This window comes from Stenotrophomonas sp. P5_B8 (assembly GCF_054049855.1).
On sequence record NZ_JBFULO010000002.1, the window covers coordinates 1 to 19,982 of the forward strand.

The following is a 19,982-nucleotide window of genomic DNA, read 5'->3' on the forward strand; positions in this document are numbered from 1 at the left end:
CCCCTAAACGGAAACGACGTGCTGCTTGGGGCTTCAGAAAAACGCGGCCAAAAAGACCAAACCCACCTGAACACCCCCGCGACATTGATGAACCTGAATCTGCCGCGCGCCATCAAACCGACGCCGGAAGCCGATCCCGGCTTTCCCCCTTGCGTGGTTTCCGACACAATCATCGTATCTACTCCAGGGCAGCGCCCCGCAGGCAATGCAAGCCTACGTCTACAAAAGCCAACGCAAGCAGGACACCTACGTCTACCTCGCCGCCCGCGATGACTTCAACGCCGTCCCCGACGCGCTGAAAGCCACGCTGGCGCCGTTTGAATTCGTGCTCGAAGTCGCCCTGACCCCTGACCGTCGCCTCGCCCTGGCCGACGTCGGGCAAGTGCGCGCCAACCTGGCCGAGCGCGGATTCCATCTGCAGATGCCCCCGCCACCGGTCGCCCCGGTGCGCGTCCCGCGTCGCCGCGATGACTGATCCCCTGCGCAGCCGCGCCATGGCCATCGCGTTCGCCGCCGGCGTCCTGCTGGCCCTGGCGGCCGCGCTCGGCGGCGTGCCTGCCGCCCTTGGCGTGGCGTTGGCGCAGCCGGCGTTCGCCCTCGGCATCGCCTGGTGGCGACGTACCCGCCCCGTGCATGCGCCCCCGCAGTTGCTGCGGCAGGACCTGCCTGCGCTGCTGGTTCCCTGGCTGGCCGGCCCGCTGCTGCTGGCCGCGCTGGTGGCCTGGCCGTTGAGCGCCCTGCACGACAGCGGCAGCCTTGCCGCCGTGCTCGGCCTGAGCGTAGCCGTCAGCGCCGCCCTGCTTGGCGTCTGGCGCACGTGGCCGCTGTGGAATGAAATCGAACGCACCGATGGCAGCCTGACCGGCCACTGGCAGGCCCTGTCCGGCCGTGACCTCAGCGCCTGGCGTGGGCTGGGCGTGGCTGCGTTGGTGGTTGCCCTCTGCGCGCTGGTGGTGCTGCCTGCCTGGCCCGGCCTGGTATCGGACGCACTGCGCTGGCCGCTGACCGCCGCCGTGGTGGTGCTGTCGCCGCTGGCGCACCTGCTGCTGCAGACCATCGCCCCGGCCACCGCGCTGGCCGTGCGCAACCCCTTCGATGTGGACGGCCACGGTGCCGATGCGCTGGCCAACCACGACGCCGAACCGCAGCCGCTGGAACACCTCGGCCAGCACGAACACCTGCCAGCGCTGTATGACGCCGCCCGCAGTGGCCGCGTCGACCGTGCGCTGCAATTGCTGGCCGCCGGCGCCGATCCGCATGGCCTGCCCGATCCGGCCTGGCGCGACCAGCGCAACCTGCCGGTGCTGGCCGCCGTGCTGCCGGACCTGCGCCTGCTGCGCGAACTGATCGCGCGCGGGGTGGACGTCAATGCACCGCACCGGGGCATGACCCCGTTGCTGGCCGCCACGCGTGACAGCTGGCACGGCCGACCCGAGGCGGTGATGACCCTGCTGGCCAACGGCGCCGATTCGCGCGCGGTCGACAGCGATGGCAACACGCCGCTGCACCACGCCGCACGCAGTTCCGATCCGGGCGTGGCCGCGCTGCTGCGCGATGCCGCCGCCGAAGTGGACGCACTCAACCAGGAAGGCTGGTCGCCGCTGGCGGTGGCCTGCCAGGTCGGCAACTGGCGATTGGCGCGGTTCCTGCTCGAGCGCGGCGCCAAGACCGAGCCGGCCGAGGGCACCCCGGTGCTGCTGGCCGCCGCCGGTACCGAAGAAGATGATCCGGCCGGCGTACAGCTGCTGCTCAAGCACAAGGCGCGCGCCGACGCGCGCGACCGCCAGCGCCGCAGTGCCCTGCACGAGGCCGCGCTGGCCGGCCATGTGGACATCATCGATGTGCTGCTGGCCGCCGGTGCCAACCTTGAATCGCGCGATGCACTTTCGCGCACCCCATGGCTGGAAGCGGCCCGGGGCGGTCGCGCGGCGGTGATCGAACACCTGCTGCCGCACCATCCCGAGCGCAATGCCGTCGATGGGGAAGGGCGCAACGCGGTGCTGCTGGCCTGCATGGCCGACAACGTGTCGCCGCTGCTGGTGCGCCGCCTGCTGGAACTGGGCATCGCCGCCGACATTCCCGATCCGCAGGGCCGTCGCGCCGTCGACATCGCCGCCAGCGCCGGGCGCTGGACCATCGTGTCGCTGCTGGACCGCAACTATCCGCTGCCGGCATCGGTCACCGACGGGCTGGTCGCGGTCGATACCGAGGCAGGCCCGGGCACGCCGTCGCTGCCGGACCGGCCGCCGCTGGACCTGCTGCGCGAAGCGCTGGGCTTCGGCAATTTCGACGGCATGGCCGCGCTGGCGCGGCTGTGCGCGCCCGACGAACTGGGTGGCCTGCTGCACGACGCCGAGCTGGCACTGGATCCGCAGGCGGTCGATTGGCTGATCGCCAACGGTGCCGCGCCGGAAGTCCTCGATGCCTGCGGCGACACGCCGATGTTCGCGCTGCTGGCGCGCGGCATCGATGCCGTCCCGGCGTTGCAGGTGCTGCTGCGCCGTGGCCTGTCCCCGGCCGGTCGTGGCGGCCTGGCCCGTCTGCTCAGCGCCTGCGCCCAACACGATCACGCCTCGCGCGGGTTGGAGCAACTGGCGCTGGAACTGCTGGAACGTGGCGCCGATCCGTTCGCGCCGTCGCCGGCCGGCGATCCGCCGCTGTCGCTGGCCGTGCGCCTGGGCTGGCTGCGGCTGCAGCATGCGCTGCTGGTGCTTGGCGTGGACCGTGAGGCGCGCGACAGCCATGGCATGACCGCCCTGCACCTGGCCACGGCGTTGGCCCGCGAAGGCTCGCTGAAACTACTGGTGCTGCAGGGCGCGTCCCCGGAAGCCCGCGCGGCCGATGGCCAGACCCCCCTGGGCGTGGCGCTGTCGATCGGTCGCCGCGACCTCGCCGACTGGCTGGACTGGCGGGTGTGGCCGCTGCCGCGACGTGCGCTGCGCGACGGCGACCTGCCGGCCGCGGCCATGTCTGGCGATGCCGATGCGGTGCGTCGCCTGATCGACCTGGGCTTTGCCGTCGACGTGGTCGACGCGCAGGGCTGCACCGCGTTGCTGCGCGCCGCGGGCGGTGGCCACCTGGCCGTGGTCGACCTGTTGCTGGCGCGTGGTGCGAACCCGCAGCACGCCGCGGCGAGCGGCGCCACGCCGCTGTCGGCAGCGGTGAGCATGCGCCAGATCGACATCGTCTCGGCGCTGCTCGATGCCGGCGCCGAACTCGAATACCGCCTGCCCGGTGGCGTCACCGTGCTGATGCTGGCCTCGGCGCTGGGCCTGCCCGACATCGTCGCGCGCCTGCTCACCGCCGGCGCCAACGTGCATGCCGGCGACGCGCAGCAACTGGGCCCGCTGCACTGCGCGGCGCTCTACGGCTTCAGCGCCCGCGACCGCTCGCGCCTGCTGGCCCTGCTAGACACCCTGCTGCTGGCCGGCGCCGAGCCCGACCAGGCCGCGGCCGGTTCGGTGACGCCGCTGTTGCTGCTGCTGGGCGCGCGCGCTGAACCGGGCACCGCCTGCGATGAGCAGGTCGTGCTGGCCGCGGTCGAGCGCCTGCTCGACGAGGACGTGTCGCTGGAGGTGCGCGATCCGCGCGGTTTCGGTCCGTTGCACCTGGCCGCCCTGCATGGGCTGCCACTGCTGGTGCAGCGCCTGCTGCGTGCCGGTGCCGACCCGGACGTGCGCGATGCCCTCAACCGCAGCCCGCGCGAGATCGCGGTCATGCGCGGTTTCATCGACGTGGCCGGCGAGTTCGAGCCGCGCGTGCCGGGCGTGTCCTCGATGGCGCGGTTCCTGCGCGACAACGGCTGATCCGGCGGACCACCCCGCGTAGCGCCGACCGTGGGTCGGCTCCCTTTCATCCCGTCGCCGCCAGCGCTTCCATCGCGCCGGTTCAACCGTGGCGGTCGCGATCCGACGCCTTTCCATCGCTCTCCGCATCGGCCTCGAACAGCTGCATCAGATCCGCGCGCGCATCGCGTGAGGTCTGGATCACCGCCGTCTCGTCGTCGTACACCAGGTACTGGTCGCGCAGCAGTTTTTCGTCATGTTCGCGGAAGCGCTGTACATGGCTGCGCGCGGTGTCCTTCGGGATGCCCAGCGCGATCAGCATCCGTTCGCTCAGCTCCAGGCTGGTGCCGAACACCTCGCGGAACGGTTCGGCGGCCATGTCCATCAACCGCCACGCGTGCTGGCGGTTGCGGGCGCGCACCAGCACCGCCGCATCGGGATAGTTGCGCCGGATCAGGCGCGTCGCGCGCATGTTCGCGTCCGGGTCGTCCAGGGTCACCACGTACACGCGGATATGCTCGCCGCCGGCCGCGCGCAGCATCTCCGGCCGGGTCGGATCGCCGTAGTACAGCTTGTTGCCGAACCGGCGCAGATCCGAGACCGTGTCCGGATTGGACTCCAACGCGACGAACGGGATCTTCTGCGCGGTCAGCAGGCGCGCCACCACCTGGCCGAAGCGGCCCATGCCGGCGATCATCACCTGCGGTGGCGCGCCGTCGGTATCCACCTTGTCGGCCGGCCGTTCGTCTGCCTGTGCCGCATCCTCGCTGCCCAGCAGCCGCATCAGCGCGATCATCAGCAGCGGCGTGATCGCCATCGACAGGCCGACGATCGCCACCAGGCGGTCGTGGTTGGCATTGCCCAGCAGGTTCGCGCGCTGCGCCTCGTTGAACACCACGAAGGCGAATTCGCCGCCCAGCCACAGTACGCTGCCCAGCATCAGCGCGTGCCGGGTACGCAGCCTGGCCAGCTTGCCGATGCCGAACAGCAGCCCGAACTTCACCACCAGCAGGATCGCCACGCCCGCGGCGATCATCGCCGGCTCGGCCACGATGCGGTCCAGGTCGATGCCCATGCCCACCGCAATGAAGAACAGGCCCAGCAGCAGCCCCTTGAACGGCTCGATCTGCGATTCCAGCTCGTGGCGGAATTCCGAATCGGACAGCAGCACGCCGGCCAGGAACGCGCCCAGGCTCGGGCTCAGCCCGGCCTCCTGCATGAACCAGGCGGTGCCCAGCACCACCAGCAGCGCCATCGCGGTGAACACCTCGGGGCTGCGCGTGCGCGCGATGATGTTGAACAGGCGGCGCAGCACGGGACGCCCGCACAGGATCACCACCGCCAGCGCACCCAGTGCCACCGCCACGTCCTGCCACTGCAGCGACTCGTTCTTGGCCCCACCCAACAGCGGGATCGCCGCCAGCAGCGGAATGGCGATCAGGTCCTGGAACAGCAGGATCGCAAAGCCCAGCCGACCGTAGTCGCTGTTGATCCCCTTGTGCTCGGACAGCAGCTGCAGGCCCACCGCCGTGGACGACAGCGCCAGTGCGATGCCCACGATCAGCGCGCTCTTCCACTGGAAATGATCGAGCAGCAACAAGCTGCCCAGCACGATCGCGCTGAGCGCCACCTGCAATGCACCGGCGCCGAACACCGAGCGCCGCATTACTTTCAGTCGTGCCGGCGACAGCTCCAGCCCGATCACGAACAGCAGCATCACCACGCCGATCTCGGCCGCGCCGAGGATGCGGTCGGCATCCTGCACAAAGCCCAGGCCATCGGGGCCCAGCACCACGCCGGCGGCCAGGTAGCCCAGCACCGCGCCCAGCCCCAGCTTCTTGAACACCGGTACCGCGATCACCGCCGCCAACAGCAGCACCAGGGCCAGCTCGAGCGCGCCGCTATGCATGGAGGGACCTGCTCATGGGAGTGTCGCCGGGCAATATCGAGGCCCATTATGCGACGCCGGCGTTGGCCCAACGTCAATCGCGGCCCAACACCGCAGCCGGCCACGGGTTGACCCGCCCTGCGCCCGGGTCCAGACTGCCCGCCGCTGCCGGCACGTCCGGCAGTACACCCTTGCGGAGTCCCCAAACCCATGTCCAGCGACAGTAGAAGTCGACCTTGCTCGACGCCAGTGATGGCCACCGCCTGACGAGGGACGGTTCGCCACTGCTGGCGTCGCGCATGGCGATCCCCACAGGCGAACCCGATGAACCAGAAAGACCTGCTGCGCCCGGTGGCCGATGCCGCCGCCCTGAGCGAACCGCTGGAGCACTTCAACACCGCCGACGCGGTGGAGTTCCTCAACACCCTGGAGCTGTCGCGCGCTGCCGACACGCTGGCGGCGTTGCCGTTGCCGCGTGCGGTGAAGATGCTCGAACAGCCCGAGCTCAACCGCAGCGGCGAGCTGGTCGGCCTGCTGCCGGTGGCCCGCGCCGCCGCCCTGCTCGGGCTGATGGCCGATGACCGCGCGACCGACATCGTCCATGAACTGGACGAAGACGAGCGCGCCCGCCTGATCCCGCTGCTCAGCGCCGAGGCACGCCACTCCATCCAGCAATTGCTCAGCTATCCCGCGCATACCGCCGGCGCGCTGATGACCACCGAGTTCGTCAGCGTGCCCGCCGACTGGACCGTCGGCCGCACCCTGCAGCACATCCGCGAAGTCGAGCGCACCCGCGAAACCGTCTACGCCATCTACGTGCTCGACCCGCACGCGCGCACCTTGGTGCAGGTGGTGACCATGCGCCGGCTGATCACCGGCCTGCCCGACGAGCCCATCCTCGAGGTGGCCCAGGTCAACCCGCCGGTCACCGTCGATGCGATGCTCGACCAGGAAGAAGTCGCCCAGCTGATCCGCCGCCACGACCTGCTTGCCATCCCGGTGGTGGACGCCCAGCAGCACGTGCTCGGCATCGTCACYGTCGACGACATCCTCGACGCCCTGATCGAGGAATCCACCGAGGACGCGCACAAGTTCGGCGGCATGGAAGCGCTCGAAAAGCCCTACATGCAGATCGGCTTCTTCGACATGATCCGCAAGCGCGCCGGCTGGCTCAGCGTGCTGTTCCTGGGCGAAATGCTCACCGCCAGCGCCATGCAGCACTACGAAGACGAACTCTCCCGCGCCGTCGTGCTTACCCTGTTCATCCCGCTGATCATGAGCTCCGGCGGCAACTCCGGTTCCCAGGCCACCTCGCTGCTGATCCGCAGCCTGGCCCTGCGCGAACTGCGCCTGCGCGACTGGTGGAAAGTCGCGCTGCGCGAAGTCCCCACCGGCCTCACCCTCGGCGCCATCCTCGGCGTGCTGGCGATGATCCGCATCGTGTCCTGGCAGCTGCTGGGCCTGCACGACTACGGCGAGCACTGGAAGCTGCTGGCCCTCACCATCGGCGCGGCGCTGGTCGGCATCGTCACGTTCGGCTCGCTGTCCGGCTCGATGCTGCCCTTCATCCTCAAACGCCTGGGTTTCGACCCGGCCAGCGCCTCGGCGCCGTTCGTGGCCACCCTGGTCGATGTCACCGGCCTGGTGATCTACTTCAGCATCGCCGCGATGATTCTCAGCGGCACGTTGTTGTAGTCCAACACGGTGAGTGCCAGCCACGCATGGCGTGGCTCTACCGGAATGCGCCGCTGTCCGCACGCGCGGCGGCATGCCCGTCGGGCACGGATGCCATTCCCGCCGGGCACGGATGCCATACGGTAGTGCCGAGCCATGCTCGGCAGAACAAAGAGGCATCAGCGAAGCCACACCAGCGCGTGGCCACACCGGAATGCGCCGGTGTCCGCACGCGCGGCGGCATGCCCCGCCGGGCACGGATGCCATTCCCGCCGGGCATGGACGCCATTCCCGCCGGGCACGGATGCCATACGGTAGTGCCGAGCCATGCTCGGCAGAACGAAGCGGCATCAGCGAAGCCACACCAGCGCGTGGCCACACCGGAATGCGCCGCTGTCCGCACGCGCGGCGGCATGCYCCACCGGACATGGATGCCATTCCCGCCGGGCACGGATGCCACACGGTAGTGCCGAGCCATGCTCGGCAGAGCGAACCGGCACCGGCGAAAACCACACGAGCGCGTAGCCACACCGGAATGCGCCACTGTCCGCACGCGCGGCGGCATGCCCCATCGGGCATGGATGCCATTCCCGCCGGGCACGGATGCCATACGGTAGTGCCGAGCCATGCTCGGCAGAACGAAGCGGCATCATCGAAACCACACGAGCGCGTGGCCACGTGCGGAACACAACGGCGCCAGTGCGTACGGCGGCGCAGTTCAAGCCGTGTCTCGGCCGGGCAGGGCGGCGCTGTCCCGCACGAGGAAAGGAACTACCGGTGGACGCGCTGTCGAGCTGCCTTGAATCTCGATCCCGCACCTGCGCCAGATCATCACACCCACCACTCCAGCCGTGTACCGTGTCACCCATGACCCGGCGACTGTGCGGCCCATGAGCACCTACCACCTGCAATCCGTTTTCCGTCCGCAATCGGTCGCCGTCATCGGCGGCAGCCCGCGCGAACGCTCCGCCGGCCGCGCCGTCATGCGCAACCTGCGCGCCACCGGCTTCCCCGGCAAGGTCGCCTGGATCAACCCGCGCTACAGCGACATCGACGGCATCCGCACCGTCAAACGGCTCAAGGATCTCGACTGGGTTCCCGAACTGGTCATCATCACCGCGCCGGCCAGCATCGTCCCCCAGGTGGTGGCCACCGCCGCCGAGCGTGGCGTCGCCGCCGCCATCATCCTCACCGCCAACCTGGGCCAGGGCCCCGGCTCGCTCGCCGCCCAGGTCGAAACCGCCGCCCGCGCCAAAGGCCTGCGCATTCTCGGCCCGCACTGCCTGGGCGTCATCGCCCCGCATGCCCGTCTCAATGCCAGCATCGCCGCCCACTTCCCGCAGGCCGGCGACCTCGCCCTGATCTCCGAATCCAGTGCGATTGCCGCCGCGCTCGTGGAATGGGGCGTCGCCCGTTCGGTCGGCTTCTCCGCCGTGGTCTCGCTCGGCGACACCCTCGATGTCGACTTCGGCGACCTGCTCGACTACTTCGCCACCGACTACCGCACCCGCGCGATCCTGCTCTACGTCGAACACATCGGCGACGCGCGCAAGTTCATGTCGGCCGCGCGTGCGGCCGCCCGTGCCAAACCCGTCGTCGTGGTCAAGTCCGGCCGCCACATCCGCATCGATCCCGACGCCGACACCCATGTGCAGGCCCTGGCCAGCAGCGACGCCGTCTACGGCGCGGCGTTCAACCGCGCCGGCCTGCTGCGCGTCAGCGCGCTGGACGAGTTGTTCACCGCCGCCGAAACGCTTGGCCGGCTCGGCACCTTCCCCGGGCGGCGGCTGGCCATCCTCAGCAACGGTGGCGGGGTAGGGCGGCTGGCGGTGGACCAGCTGCTGGCGCTGCGCGGCAGCCTCGCCGAGCTGTCGCCGGCCACCGTCGCCCAGCTCGATACGGTGCTCCCGCAAGGCTGGTCGCGCAGCAATCCGGTCGACATCGTGGTCGACGCCGACGGCGAGCGCTACGCCGCCGCCATCGACGCGCTGATGTCCGACAGCGAAAACGACGCGGTGCTGGTGGTCAACGTGCCCACCGCGTTCACCTCCTCGGCCGACGCCGCGCAGGCGCTCACCCGCACCCTTGGCCTGCGCCCGCGCCACCACCGCGACAAACCGGTGTTCGCGGTCTGGCTGGGCAACGACGACCGCGCCACTGCCACCCTCAACGCGGCACGCGTGCCGACCTATCCCACCGAAGCCGAGGCCGTGCGCGGCTTCCAGCATCTGGTGCGCTACCGCGACGCGCAGGCCGCGTTGATGGAAACCCCGCCCAGCCTGCCCGAGGATTTCGTGGTCGACACCGTCGCCGCGCGGGCGCTGGTCGAGCGCGCGCTCGCTGCCGGCCAGCAGTGGCTGGACCCGATCGCCACCCACCAGCTGCTCACCGCCTACGGCATTCCCTCGGCGCCGGTGATGCAGGCGCGCGACGCGCACGAGGCGATGGACCTGGCCCAGCCGCTGCTGGAGCAGGGCGCCACGGTCGCGGTGAAAGTGTTCTCCGCCGACATCCCGCACAAGTCCGACGTCGATGGTGTGCGCCTCAACCTCGGCACGCTGCAGGCGGTGCATGCCGCCGCCACCTCGATCATCGCGCGGGCGCATGAAAAGCGCCCGGATGCACGCATCGACGGCGTGCTGGTGCAGCCGACCATCGTCCGCCCCAAGGCGCGCGAACTGATCGCCGGCATCGCCGACGACCCGACCTTCGGCCCGGTGATCGTGTTCGGCCGCGGCGGCACCGCGGTGGAAGTGATCGACGACAAGGCGCTGGCGCTGCCGCCACTGGACCTGCGCCTGTCGCACGAACTGATCGGCCGCACCCGCGTCTCGCGCATCCTCAAGGCGTACCGTGACGTGCCGGCCGCCGACGAACGCGCGGTTGCGCTGATCCTGGTCAAGCTGGCCCAGCTGGCCGYCGACATCCCCGAGATCCGCAGCCTGGACATCAATCCGCTGCTCGCCGACCGCGACGGGGTGATCGCGCTGGACGCACGCGTGGCCATCGCGCCCTCGCGCAAGCTGCACAAGGGCCGTGGCCATCCGCGTTTTGCCGTGTTCCCGTACCCGAAGGAGTGGGAGCGCACCATTACCCTGTCCGACGGTGCGCCCGCCTTCGTGCGCCCGGTGCGCCCGGAGGACGACGCGCTGTTCCGCGCGTTCTTCGCCCGCGTCACCGACGACGATCTGCGCCTGCGCTTCTTCCAGTCGGTCAAGCATTTCAGCCACGAGTTCATCGCCCGCCTGACCCAGCTCGATTACGCCCGCTCGATCGCGCTGGTAGCCATCGACCCGCGCAGCGGCGACATGCTCGGCGCGGTGCGCCTGCATGCCGACGCCGATTACGACCGCGGCGAATACGGCATCCTGATCCGCTCGGACCTCAAGGGGCACGGCATTGGCTGGCGCTTGATGAGCATCATGATCGAGTACGCGCAGTGGCTGGGCCTGAACATCATCGAAGGCCAGGTGCTGCGCGAGAACAGCACCATGCTGGCGATGTGCCAGAGCCTGGGCTTCAAGACCCGGCTCGATCCAGACGATTCCACCGTGATGGTGGTGACCCTGCCGGTGCAGGACGTGCAGGTGCCCGTGCCGCCAGATACCGCAACGCACTGAGCCGTTGGCGGCATGGCTCGTGCACGCCGGCGGGGCGACACTATCGCCATGACCGACCGCCTCCCCCTGCTTCTCCTCCCCGGCCTGCTCAACGACGCTGAACTCTGGCGGGCGCAGATCGCCGACCTGTCCGATATCGCCGACTGCAGTGTGGGCGACCAGACCCGTGGCGAGACGCTGCAGGCGGTGGTCGATGACGTGCTGGCGCAGGCACCGGCGCGTTTCGCCCTGGCCGGTTTCTCGCTCGGCGGCTTCGTCGCCCAGCAGATCCTGCGCACGGCACCGGAGCGGGTGCTGCGGCTGGCCCTGATCGATACGTCGATCCATGCCGATTCGCCCGAGCGCGCGGCCCAGCGCCGGTCGCAGCGCGCCAGCGTGCGCCTGCCCGGCACCTTCCACGGCTTTGGCGACACACTGATGCGCAGCTACATCGACGCCTCGCGGCGGGACGATTACGTGCTGGTGCAGCGCGTGCGCGACATGACCGCGCGGCTCGGTGCCGAGGTGTTCCTGCGCCAGAGCGCACTCGAACGTGGCGACGGCCACGACGCCCTGGCCAGCTACCGCGATCCGCTGCTGATCGTGTGCGGTGCCAACGACCGCATCACCCCGCTGGCGATCAGCGAGGAAATGCACGCGCTGGTGCCGGGATCGACACTGGTGGTGGTGCCCGATTGCGGGCACCTGGCGCCGATGGAGAAACCGGACGAGGTGAGCGCAGCGATGCGCGCATGGTTGCAGGCCTGATTCAATACTGTTGCCGCGGCCGCGGCCGCGGATGCTGGTAGGGCCGCATCCCGATCAACTGCCGTGAAATGCGCCAGGTTCCGGCAATGGCATGACCCGCGTCGACGCACGGGCTCCTGCAACGGCTCATGCGTTCGCCGCGCCGATCCACATGGTCGACGGTCGATACGGATCCGACCCTACCGCCGCCTATATCGGGAACACGGCCAGCAGGCGCGAAGGAAGAACACCACCGCGACTGCCGACCAGGCCCGCCTGCCTCAATCCCAGTCCGGCGCGATGCCTTCCGGGTTGGCCAGGCGCTGCCCACGGTCCAGCGTGGCGATCTGCGCCATGTCCGCATCGCTCAGGCGCAGGTCGGCGGCGAGCAGGTTGCTGGCCAGGTTCTCGCGCTTGGTGGAGGAGGGGATCACCGCGTAGCCCTGCTGCAATGCCCATGCCAATGCGACCTGCGCGGGGGTGGCCTGGTGGCGCTCGGCAATGGCCTGGATCACCGGGTCCTTGAGCACCTCGCCGTAGGCCAGGCTCATGTACGCGGTGACGTGGATGCCCTGTTCCTTCAGGAACGCGATCAGCGCGCGGTTCTGCAGGTACGGGTGCACTTCGATCTGGTTGGTGGCGATGGCATCGGCACCCAGGATCTCGATCGCCTGGCGGGTCTGGGCGATGGTGAAGTTGGAGATGCCGATCTGCCGGGTCAGGCCCAGCGATTTTGCTTCCGCCAGTGCGCCCAGGTACTCGGCCATCGGCACCGCATCCTTCGGCGAGGGCCAGTGGATCAGGGTCAGCTCGACATGGTCGGTGCGCAGCTTGCGCAGGCTCTCGCGCAGGCTGTCCAGCAGGGCATCGTGGCTGAAGCTGGCGATCCACACTTTGGTGGTCAGGAACAGATCGTCACGGGCCACGCCGGATTCGGCGATGGCCTGGCCAACCTCGGCCTCGTTGTCGTAGATCTGTGCGGTGTCGACGGCGCGGTAGCCCACGTCCAATGCGTTGCGGACCGAGTCGATGACGGTCTGGCCCTTGAGGCGGAACGTGCCGAGGCCGAATGCGGGGATGCTCATGAAAATTCCTTCAGGGGGGAGGCAGTGCAGGCTACGCCGTGCACCGTAAAGCGACGTAGAGCCGACCGTTGGTCGGCTGCTGTTGCGTGAAACGAACCGTTGGTCGGCTGCCGTTGTGGAGGTCCGCCACACGATCCATCAATGCGCACTCACCGCGATGCCGTCGGCGCGGTCGGCCACGCCATCGCGACGATCCAGGCGACCACTCAGCACGGTCAGACCCAGCGCGCCCAGTACCACCAGCGCACCCAGCCACGGGGTATGCATCAGCCCGAGGTGATCCACCACCAGCCCGCCCAGCGACGCACCGAGGGCGATGCCGACGTTGAAGGCGGCGATGTTCAGGCCCGAGGCGACGTCGGCGGCCTGCGGGGCGAAACGCTTCGCCTGCTTGACCACGTACACCTGCAGCCCCGGCACGTTGCCGAAGGCCACCGCACCGAGTGCGAGCACGGTCAGCAGCACCAGCCAGCTGTTGTAGGCGGTGAAGGTGAGCACGAACAGCACCGCGGCGAGCAACGCGAAGATCAACGTCAGCGCCGGGATCGGACCGCGACGGTCGGCCAGGCGGCCGCCCCACAGGTTGCCGATGGCCACCGACACGCCGTACACCAGCAGCACGCCGCTGACCGCGTTGGCCGAAAAGCCGCTGACGTCCTGCAGGATCGAGGCKAGGTAGGTGAAGGACAGGAACGTGCCGCCGTAGCCCAGCGCGGTAATCGCATACACCAGCAACAGACGCGGCTGCGCCAGTACCGACAACTGCTGGCCGAACGTGGCCGGCTCGCTGCGCTGCAGATTGCGCGGCACGAACAGCAGGCTGCCGATCAGCGCGATCACACCGAGCGCGGCCACGGCCAGGAAGGTCGCACGCCAGCCCAGGTGCTGGCCGATGAAGGTGCCCAGCGGCACCCCGGTGACCAGGGCCACGGTGAGCCCGGTGAACATGATCGCGATCGCGCTGGCGGCCTTCTCCTTGGGCACCACCGAGGTGGCGATGATCGAGCCGATCGAGAAGAACACGCCATGCGCCAGGCCGGTGAGTACCCGCGCCACGATCAGCGAGCCGTAGCCCGGCGCCATCCAGGCGATCACGTTGCCCAGCGTGAACAGCACCATCAGCGCCACCAGCAGGGTCTTGCGCGGCACGCGGCCGGTGAGGGCGGTCAGCACCGGCGCGCCCACCGCCACGCCCAGGGCGTACAGCGAGACCAGCAGGCCGGCCGAGGGCAGGGACACGCCGAGGTCGGCGGCGATGGTCGGGATCAGCCCGACGATGACGAATTCGGTGGTGCCGATGGCGTACGCACCAAGCGTGAGCGCCAGCAGGGCCAAGGGGATGCCACGGGACATGGTGGGTTACCGGTGGGAGGTGAGGCTGCGCAGTCTGCGCGCCGCACTCTTGCCGAAAAAGCGGCCTTCACGCCAATCACTCTTGCCCCATGATCAATAATAGGCCTCCCGCGTGCCGGCTCACCGCCATGAAAACCACCCTCGACGAAATGCAGGCCTTCATCGCGGTGATCGACAGCGGCTCGATCACCGCCGCCGCCGAAACCCTGGGCCAGACCACCTCCGGGGTGAGCCGGGCGCTGGCGCGGCTGGAGCAAAAGCTCGGTACCACGCTGCTGACCCGTACCACGCGGCGCCTGCAGCTCACCGAAGAAGGGGCCGCTTTCCTCGAACAGTCGCGCGCCATCGTGGCCTCGGTGGAGGCAGCCGAAGAGCAGATTGCCGCCCGCCGCGACCGTCCGGCCGGGCGCCTGCGCGTGGATGCGGCGATGCCGTTCGTGCTGCATGCGATCGCGCCGCTGGTCGCTGAGTACCGGGCGCGCTACCCGGACGTGCTGTTGGAACTCAACAGCAGCGAGCGCTACATCGACCTGCTGGAACGGCGCACCGACGTGGCGATCCGGATCGGGCCGCTGGCCGATTCCACCCTGCATGCACGGCCGCTGGCGCACAGCCGCCTGCGGGTCCTGGCCAGCCCGGCGTACCTGCAGCAGCACGGCACGCCCACACGCGTGGCCGAGCTGCGCGGGCACACGCTGCTGGGCTTCAACGAACCGGACTCGCTCAATCATTGGCCATTGCCCGGCGACACCGACGCACTGCTGCACGTGCGCCCGGCCATCGCCGTCTCCAGCGGCGAAACCCTGCGCGCGCTGGCACTGGAGGACGTCGGCATCGTCTGCCTGTCCGACTTCATGACCCATCGTGATCGCGACGCCGGGCGGTTGGTCCAACTGCTGCCGGAACTCACCGTGGAGGTGCGCCAGCCGATCCACGCGGTGTATTACCGCAACACGGCGGTGTCGGCGCGGATCAGCTCGTTCCTGGATCACCTGGCCGCCGCCATGGTCGGCGACCCCTACCTCAGGCCGCCTGCGGCAATCCGCTCCGGGCAGCCCTGCCGGCATCCAGCACGAACACATCCACCGCCTCGTTGAGGGCGATGGCCTGTTCTTCCATGCTGCGTGCCGCCGCCGTTGCTTCCTCGACGAGCGCGGCATTCTGCTGGGTAGCTTCATCCATGTGCACCACGGTCTGGTTGACCTGTTCGATGCCCGCGGACTRCTCCTGCGACGCGGCGGAAATCTCGGCCATGATGGCGGTCACCTGCTGCACGCCGCTGACGATCTCGCCCATGGTCTGCCCGGCCTGCTGCACCAGCCGCGCGCCGCTGGCGACATCGCCGACGGAGAGGTCGATCAAGGTCTTGATCTCCTTGGCGGCCCCGGCCGAACGCTGGGCCAGCGTGCGCACTTCGCTGGCGACCACGGCAAACCCGCGGCCCTGTTCGCCGGCACGCGCCGCTTCCACCGCCGCGTTGAGCGCCAGGATGTTGGTCTGGAACGCGATGCCATCGATCACCGAGATGATTTCGGCGATGCGCCGGGACGAGGTCTGGATCGCGCCCATGGTCTGCACCACCTGGCCGACGACCTCACCGCCCTCGGCAGCCACCGCGTGCGCGCCGATCGCCAGCTGGTTGGCCTGTCGCGCGTGTTCGGCGTTCTGGCGCACGGTGGAGGTCAGCTCTTCCATCGAGGCGGCGGTTTCCTCCAGGTTGGCCGCCTGCTGCTCGGTGCGCTGGGACAGATCGTTGTTGCCTGTGGCGATCTCCCCGGCCGCCGCCTGGATCGACTGCGCGGCGCGCTTGATGTCGCCGACGATGCCGGTCAGCTGGCCGGTGGTCAGCGCCACATCGTCGCGCATGCGGGCGAACACCCCGTGGAACTGGCCGTGCATGCGCGCGCTGAGATCGCCGCGTGCGATCGCCTGCAGCACGGTCGACACCTGCTCCAGATCCTGTTCGGTCGTCTGCATCAGCCGGTTGAGACCACCGACCATGTCGCGGAAGTCGTACTGGTAACGCGCTTCGTCGCCACGCTGGCTGAAATCGCCGGCCGCCGCTGCCGTGGCGAGGCGCTTGATCTCGGCATTGATCGCGCCCAGGTTGACCTTGGCGGTATCCAGCGCCTGGGTGATCACCGCCTTTTCGCCGGGCAGACGTTCCATGTCCAGCGACAGATCGCCCACCGCATAGCGGCCCATGATCTCGATCGCGCGCATCTTCACCTGGATATGCGCATGCACCAGCGCGTTGCTGTCGCGGACCATCTGGCCGTAGCCGCCAGGGAAGGCAGTGTCGTCCATGCGGTAGCTGATCTGGCCGGCGTCATGGCGCTCGGCCATGGTGGCCTGCGCGGCCAGCACCTCCTTGAGCGTGCGGGTCACCGCGCCCATCGCCTGGCCGAGGCGGCCGATCTCGTCGCGGCTGTGCACCTGCACGCTGTGGTCCAGCTCACCGCGAGCTACCGCACGTGCGGCCGCTTCCACCGCCACCACCGGGGCGATCACCGCACGACGCAGCCACACGGCCAGCACGCCCATCAGTACCGCGGCGGCCAACGCGGTCAACACGGCACAGAGCAGCAGCGTGCGGCGTGCCTGCGTCGAGCGCGATGTCACCGCCTGTTCGGCCACCTGCGCGGTCTGCTTGCCCAGCGCATCCAGCGTGGTGCCCAACGCACGGTCCTTGCCCCGCACCAGCGCATCGCCCTGCAACGGGCTGTAGCCGCTGGCGGCGAACGCCTCAAGTGCGCCGTGGTACTCCTTCTGCAGCGCGGCGTGCTGGGCCAGGAAGCGGGCGGCCAGTCGTGCGGTGTTGGCGTCGTCGCTGCCGGCCAGCGCCTTGGCCAGCGCGGCGGTCTTGCCGCCCTGGCTGTCGAACGCGGCCAGATGGCGCGTGCGCAGCGCTTCATCGCTGCCGCGGATCAGCACGTTCTTCCATTCCTGCACCTGCAGCCGGAACTCGCGCTGCAGCAATTCGGCCTGCGCGTTGCGCGCCACCGCTGGCGGAACGTCGGTGGACAGGTTCAACCAGGCCGAGGCAAGCCCGGCCAAGGCGCACAGCACCACGATGGCCAGACCGAGCGACAGCGCGCCCAGCAACTTGAACTGCAGGCTCAGGGCGCGCGTGGGCACGCTGGATGTCTTGTTCATGGGGAGGGAAAGTGAGGGAGGGCGATGCGGTATCGGTTCGCGGCAGCTCTTTCTGAAGTGGGATGTGCATCACATTTATGTCTCCATTTACTGAAATGAAAATGATGTGACAGTGCCCAACGGCATGCCCAGGCGGTGCTGGACACCCGGTCGATTTGTAACTATGGTTGTTACATGAAATCCAGCAACCAGTTCTCCGACGCCCTGCATGTGATGGCCCATCTGGTCGGTCAGGATGGCCCGCGCACTTCCGAGCAGCTCGCCATGTGCCTGCCCACCCACCCGGTGGTGATCCGGCGCCTGCTTGCCGCCCTGCAACGGGGCGGGCTGGTGCGCACGGTGCGCGGTCACGGCGGCGGCAGCCAGCTGGCACGTGAGCCGGCACAGATCACCCTGCACGACGTCTACATCGCCATCGGCGCGCCGGCCCTGCTGCACACCGGTGCGCGCGAGACCGGGCGTGGCTGTCCGGTGCAGCAGGTGGTCAACGAGGCGCTGGACGACAGCTACCGCCAGGCCCAGACCCTGCTTGAGCAGCGCCTGCGCGGCACCACCCTGGCCACCCTCGGCGAGGCCTTCGCCCGCCACCTGGCCCACCATGCAGCAGGAGTTCCCCATGCGATTTGACGCCGTGATCGTAGGCGGCAGTTTTGCCGGCCTGTCCGCCGCCCTGATCCTGGCGCGTGCGCGCCGCGACGTCCTGGTGATCGACAGCGGGCTGCCGCGCAACCGCTTCGCCGCGCATTCGCACGGCGTGCTGGGCCAGGACGGCATCGCCGGTAGCGAGATGCTCCGGCAGGCCAAGGCGCAGCTGCTGGACTACCCGACCGTGCGCTGGGTCAGTGACACCGTCACCGACGCACATGCCAGCGCCGATGGCTTCACGGTCACCACCGCCGACGGCGGCACGTGGGCAGCGCGCAAGCTGCTGCTGGCCACCGGTATCCGCGACGAATTGCCCGACATTGCCGGGGTGAGCGAACGGTGGGGCCACAGCGTGCTGCACTGCCCGTACTGCCACGGCTACGAGGTCGGCGGCGGCGCGATCGGCCTGCTTGGCGGTCACGCGATGTCGGTGAAGATGGCCGGCCTGCTCGCCGACTGGGGCCAGGTCACGCTGTTCGCGCACGGCATGGTCATCGACGACGACGAACGGGCGATGCTGCAGCGGCGCGGCGTCAGCATCGAAACCTCGCAGGTGGTCAAACTGGCCGGGCAGGCGCCGGACCTGAGCGGGGCGCTGCTTGCCGACGGCCGCCACATCGACCTGCGCGCGCTGTTTGTCGCGGCGCGCCAGCACATGGCCTCGCCGCTTGTCGAACAGCTCGGCTGCGTGCTGGAAGAAAGCCCAATCGGCGTGCTGGTGCAGGTGGACGCGCAGAAGCAGACCAGCGTGCCCGGCGTGTACGCCGCCGGCGATGCGAGCGTGGTGGGCAACATCACCCTGGCAAATGCCGAAGGGGTCCGCGCCGGGATCAGTGTGCATCACGCGCTGGTGGCCGAAGACAGCGCGGTGGCCTGAACGGAAACGGCCACCCGAAGGTGGCCGTAGCGTGTTGCCGTAACCGTTGATCGCCGGGCGTCCGTCACCGATGCGTCTGGCCGTCGGGGTAACTCAGCCCTGCTCGGCACTCGCTGCATCCAGCTGCGCCACATCTTCGGTCGACAGCGCGACCTGCGCGGCAGCCAGCACATCCTTCAGCTGCTCGACGCTGGTCGCGCTGACGATCGGTGCGGTGATGCCGGGGCGTGCGATCAGCCAGGCCAGCGCGACCTGCGCGGCCGTCGCGCCGTGCCCGGCGGCGATGTCATCCAGCGCGGCCAGGATGCGCAGCCCGCGTGGGTTGACGTACTTGCTCACCACGCTCTGGCCGCGCGCACTACTCTTGCCCGCATCTTCGGCACTGCGGTACTTGCCGCTGAGGAAGCCACTGGCCAGCGAGTAGTAGCTGATCACGCCAATGCCGTGTTCGCGTACCAGCGGCTCCAGCGCGGCTTCATAGCCGGCGCGGTCGTACAGGTTGTACTCCGGCTGCAGGGTTTCATAGCGTGGCAGCGTGTAGTCCGCCGACACCTTCAGCGCATCGGCCAGGCGGCGGGCACTGTAGTTGGACGCGCCGATCGCGCGCACCTTGCCCTGCTCGATCAGACGACCGAAGGCGGCCAGCGTGGTTTCCAGCGGGGTGGATTCGTCGTCTTCGTGCGCCTGGTACAGATCGATCACATCGGTCTGCAGACGGCGCAGCGAATCTTCCACCGCCGCGGCGATATTGTCGGCCGACAGGCCCGGGCGCTCTGCCCACTTGGCCACCTTGGTGGCCAGCACCACCTTGTCGCGCTTGCCGCTGTGCTTGAACCAGCGGCCGAGGATCGTTTCCGATTCGCCGCCGCTGTTGCCGGGTACCCACGCCGAGTAGACATCGGCGGTGTCGACCAGGTTGAAGCCGGCATCGACGAACGCATCCAGCAACGCGAACGAGGTCTTCTCGTCTGCGCTCCAGCCGAAGACGTTGCCACCGAAGGCGATGGGGGCGACATGGAGGCCGGAACGACCGAGTTCGCGTGTAGCAGTCATGGGTGATGTTCTCCCTGGGAATCGTTTCCACAGGATACGGCCGGCGTGGTGACAGCGTTGCGGCAGCAGGCACAAAACAGTGTTCCGGATTGCTGCGTCGCACTAACGTTTTGTGAACAC

General features: G+C 69.1%; 13 protein-coding genes. 8 read left to right on the forward strand and 5 right to left on the reverse strand.

The annotated features are described in order from the left end of the window. The first annotated feature begins 205 nt into the window (after window positions 1–205). Window positions 206–475: a YcgL domain-containing protein gene (locus ACXJKH_RS00110; RefSeq protein WP_457317817.1), complete on the forward strand. Its 270-nt coding sequence runs from the start codon at window positions 206–208 to the stop codon at window positions 473–475. Further along, window positions 468–3,806: an ankyrin repeat domain-containing protein gene (locus tag ACXJKH_RS00115; RefSeq protein WP_457317818.1), complete on the forward strand. Its 3,339-nt coding sequence runs from the start codon at window positions 468–470 to the stop codon at window positions 3,804–3,806. Before ACXJKH_RS00110 ends, ACXJKH_RS00115 begins: the two co-directional genes overlap by 8 nt. 82 nt (window positions 3,807–3,888) lie before the next feature. Here the strand turns inward: ACXJKH_RS00115 and ACXJKH_RS00120 are convergent, their stop codons facing one another. Then, window positions 3,889–5,694, reverse strand: coding sequence for a monovalent cation:proton antiporter-2 (CPA2) family protein (locus ACXJKH_RS00120; RefSeq protein ID WP_457317819.1), 1,806 nt, complete (start codon window positions 5,692–5,694; stop codon window positions 3,889–3,891). A 303-nt stretch (window positions 5,695–5,997) separates the two neighbouring features. Between ACXJKH_RS00120 and mgtE the strand changes: the two genes are divergently transcribed. The 3 genes from mgtE (at window position 5,998) to ACXJKH_RS00135 (ending at window position 11,714) form a co-directional block, all read left to right on the forward strand. Next, window positions 5,998–7,368 (forward strand): magnesium transporter, encoded by a 1,371-nt coding sequence (mgtE, locus tag ACXJKH_RS00125; protein WP_457317820.1) that lies wholly within the window; start codon window positions 5,998–6,000, stop codon window positions 7,366–7,368. 869 nt (window positions 7,369–8,237) lie between these two features. Beyond that, window positions 8,238–10,967: a bifunctional acetate--CoA ligase family protein/GNAT family N-acetyltransferase gene (locus ACXJKH_RS00130; RefSeq protein ID WP_457317821.1), complete on the forward strand. Its 2,730-nt coding sequence runs from the start codon at window positions 8,238–8,240 to the stop codon at window positions 10,965–10,967. A 48-nt stretch (window positions 10,968–11,015) separates the two neighbouring features. Further along, window positions 11,016–11,714 carry an alpha/beta fold hydrolase gene (locus ACXJKH_RS00135; RefSeq protein WP_457317822.1) on the forward strand — a complete coding sequence of 233 codons (699 nt, stop codon included), beginning with the start codon at window positions 11,016–11,018 and terminating at the stop codon, window positions 11,712–11,714. 260 nt (window positions 11,715–11,974) lie between these two features. Here ACXJKH_RS00135 and dkgB read toward each other — a convergent pair whose 3' ends face one another. Together dkgB and ACXJKH_RS00145 are read right to left on the reverse strand one after the other, a co-directional pair. Further along, entirely contained in the window at window positions 11,975–12,778 is an 804-nt protein-coding gene (dkgB, locus tag ACXJKH_RS00140; protein ID WP_457317823.1) for a 2,5-didehydrogluconate reductase DkgB, read from the reverse strand. Between the two features lie 138 nt (window positions 12,779–12,916). Further along, window positions 12,917–14,131, reverse strand: coding sequence for an MFS transporter (locus ACXJKH_RS00145; RefSeq protein ID WP_457317824.1), 1,215 nt, complete (start codon window positions 14,129–14,131; stop codon window positions 12,917–12,919). A gap of 128 nt (window positions 14,132–14,259) precedes the next feature. On the opposite strand from ACXJKH_RS00145, the gene ACXJKH_RS00150 reads away from it, so the two are divergent. Further along, on the forward strand, window positions 14,260–15,228 hold the full coding sequence (locus ACXJKH_RS00150) for a LysR substrate-binding domain-containing protein (protein ID WP_457317825.1): 969 nt from the start codon (window positions 14,260–14,262) through the stop codon (window positions 15,226–15,228). On the opposite strand, the gene ACXJKH_RS00155 is transcribed toward ACXJKH_RS00150, so the two are convergent. After that, window positions 15,155–17,287, reverse strand: a complete 2,133-nt coding sequence (locus ACXJKH_RS00155) for a methyl-accepting chemotaxis protein (RefSeq protein ID WP_457317826.1) — start codon at window positions 17,285–17,287, stop codon at window positions 15,155–15,157. The genes ACXJKH_RS00150 and ACXJKH_RS00155 overlap by 74 nt on opposite strands. A gap of 174 nt (window positions 17,288–17,461) precedes the next feature. Between ACXJKH_RS00155 and ACXJKH_RS00160 the strand changes: the two genes are divergently transcribed. Together ACXJKH_RS00160 and ACXJKH_RS00165 are read left to right on the forward strand one after the other, a co-directional pair. Next, entirely contained in the window at window positions 17,462–17,914 is a 453-nt protein-coding gene (locus tag ACXJKH_RS00160) for an Rrf2 family transcriptional regulator (RefSeq protein WP_457317827.1), read from the forward strand. After that, on the forward strand, window positions 17,904–18,809 hold the full coding sequence (locus tag ACXJKH_RS00165) for an NAD(P)/FAD-dependent oxidoreductase (RefSeq protein WP_457317828.1): 906 nt from the start codon (window positions 17,904–17,906) through the stop codon (window positions 18,807–18,809). Before ACXJKH_RS00160 ends, ACXJKH_RS00165 begins: the two co-directional genes overlap by 11 nt. A 93-nt stretch (window positions 18,810–18,902) precedes the next feature. On the opposite strand, the gene ACXJKH_RS00170 is transcribed toward ACXJKH_RS00165, so the two are convergent. After that, entirely contained in the window at window positions 18,903–19,862 is a 960-nt protein-coding gene (locus ACXJKH_RS00170; RefSeq protein WP_457317829.1) for an aldo/keto reductase, read from the reverse strand. Window positions 19,863–19,982: the final 120 nt, after the last annotated feature.

What these genes read in the sequence shown, in the direction of transcription:
- ACXJKH_RS00110 (WP_457317817.1), top strand. Translation starts at nt 206, where the DNA reads ATGCAAGCCTACGTCTACAAAAGCCAACGCAAGCAGGACACCTACGTC.
- ACXJKH_RS00115 (WP_457317818.1), top strand. Translation starts at nt 468, where the DNA reads ATGACTGATCCCCTGCGCAGCCGCGCCATGGCCATCGCGTTCGCCGCC.
- ACXJKH_RS00120 (WP_457317819.1), bottom strand. Translation starts at nt 5,694, where the DNA reads ATGCATAGCGGCGCGCTCGAGCTGGCCCTGGTGCTGCTGTTGGCGGCG.
- ACXJKH_RS00135 (WP_457317822.1), top strand. Translation starts at nt 11,016, where the DNA reads ATGACCGACCGCCTCCCCCTGCTTCTCCTCCCCGGCCTGCTCAACGAC.
- dkgB (WP_457317823.1), bottom strand. Translation starts at nt 12,778, where the DNA reads ATGAGCATCCCCGCATTCGGCCTCGGCACGTTCCGCCTCAAGGGCCAG.
- ACXJKH_RS00150 (WP_457317825.1), top strand. Translation starts at nt 14,260, where the DNA reads ATGAAAACCACCCTCGACGAAATGCAGGCCTTCATCGCGGTGATCGAC.
- ACXJKH_RS00160 (WP_457317827.1), top strand. Translation starts at nt 17,462, where the DNA reads ATGAAATCCAGCAACCAGTTCTCCGACGCCCTGCATGTGATGGCCCAT.
- ACXJKH_RS00165 (WP_457317828.1), top strand. Translation starts at nt 17,904, where the DNA reads ATGCGATTTGACGCCGTGATCGTAGGCGGCAGTTTTGCCGGCCTGTCC.
- ACXJKH_RS00170 (WP_457317829.1), bottom strand. Translation starts at nt 19,862, where the DNA reads ATGACTGCTACACGCGAACTCGGTCGTTCCGGCCTCCATGTCGCCCCC.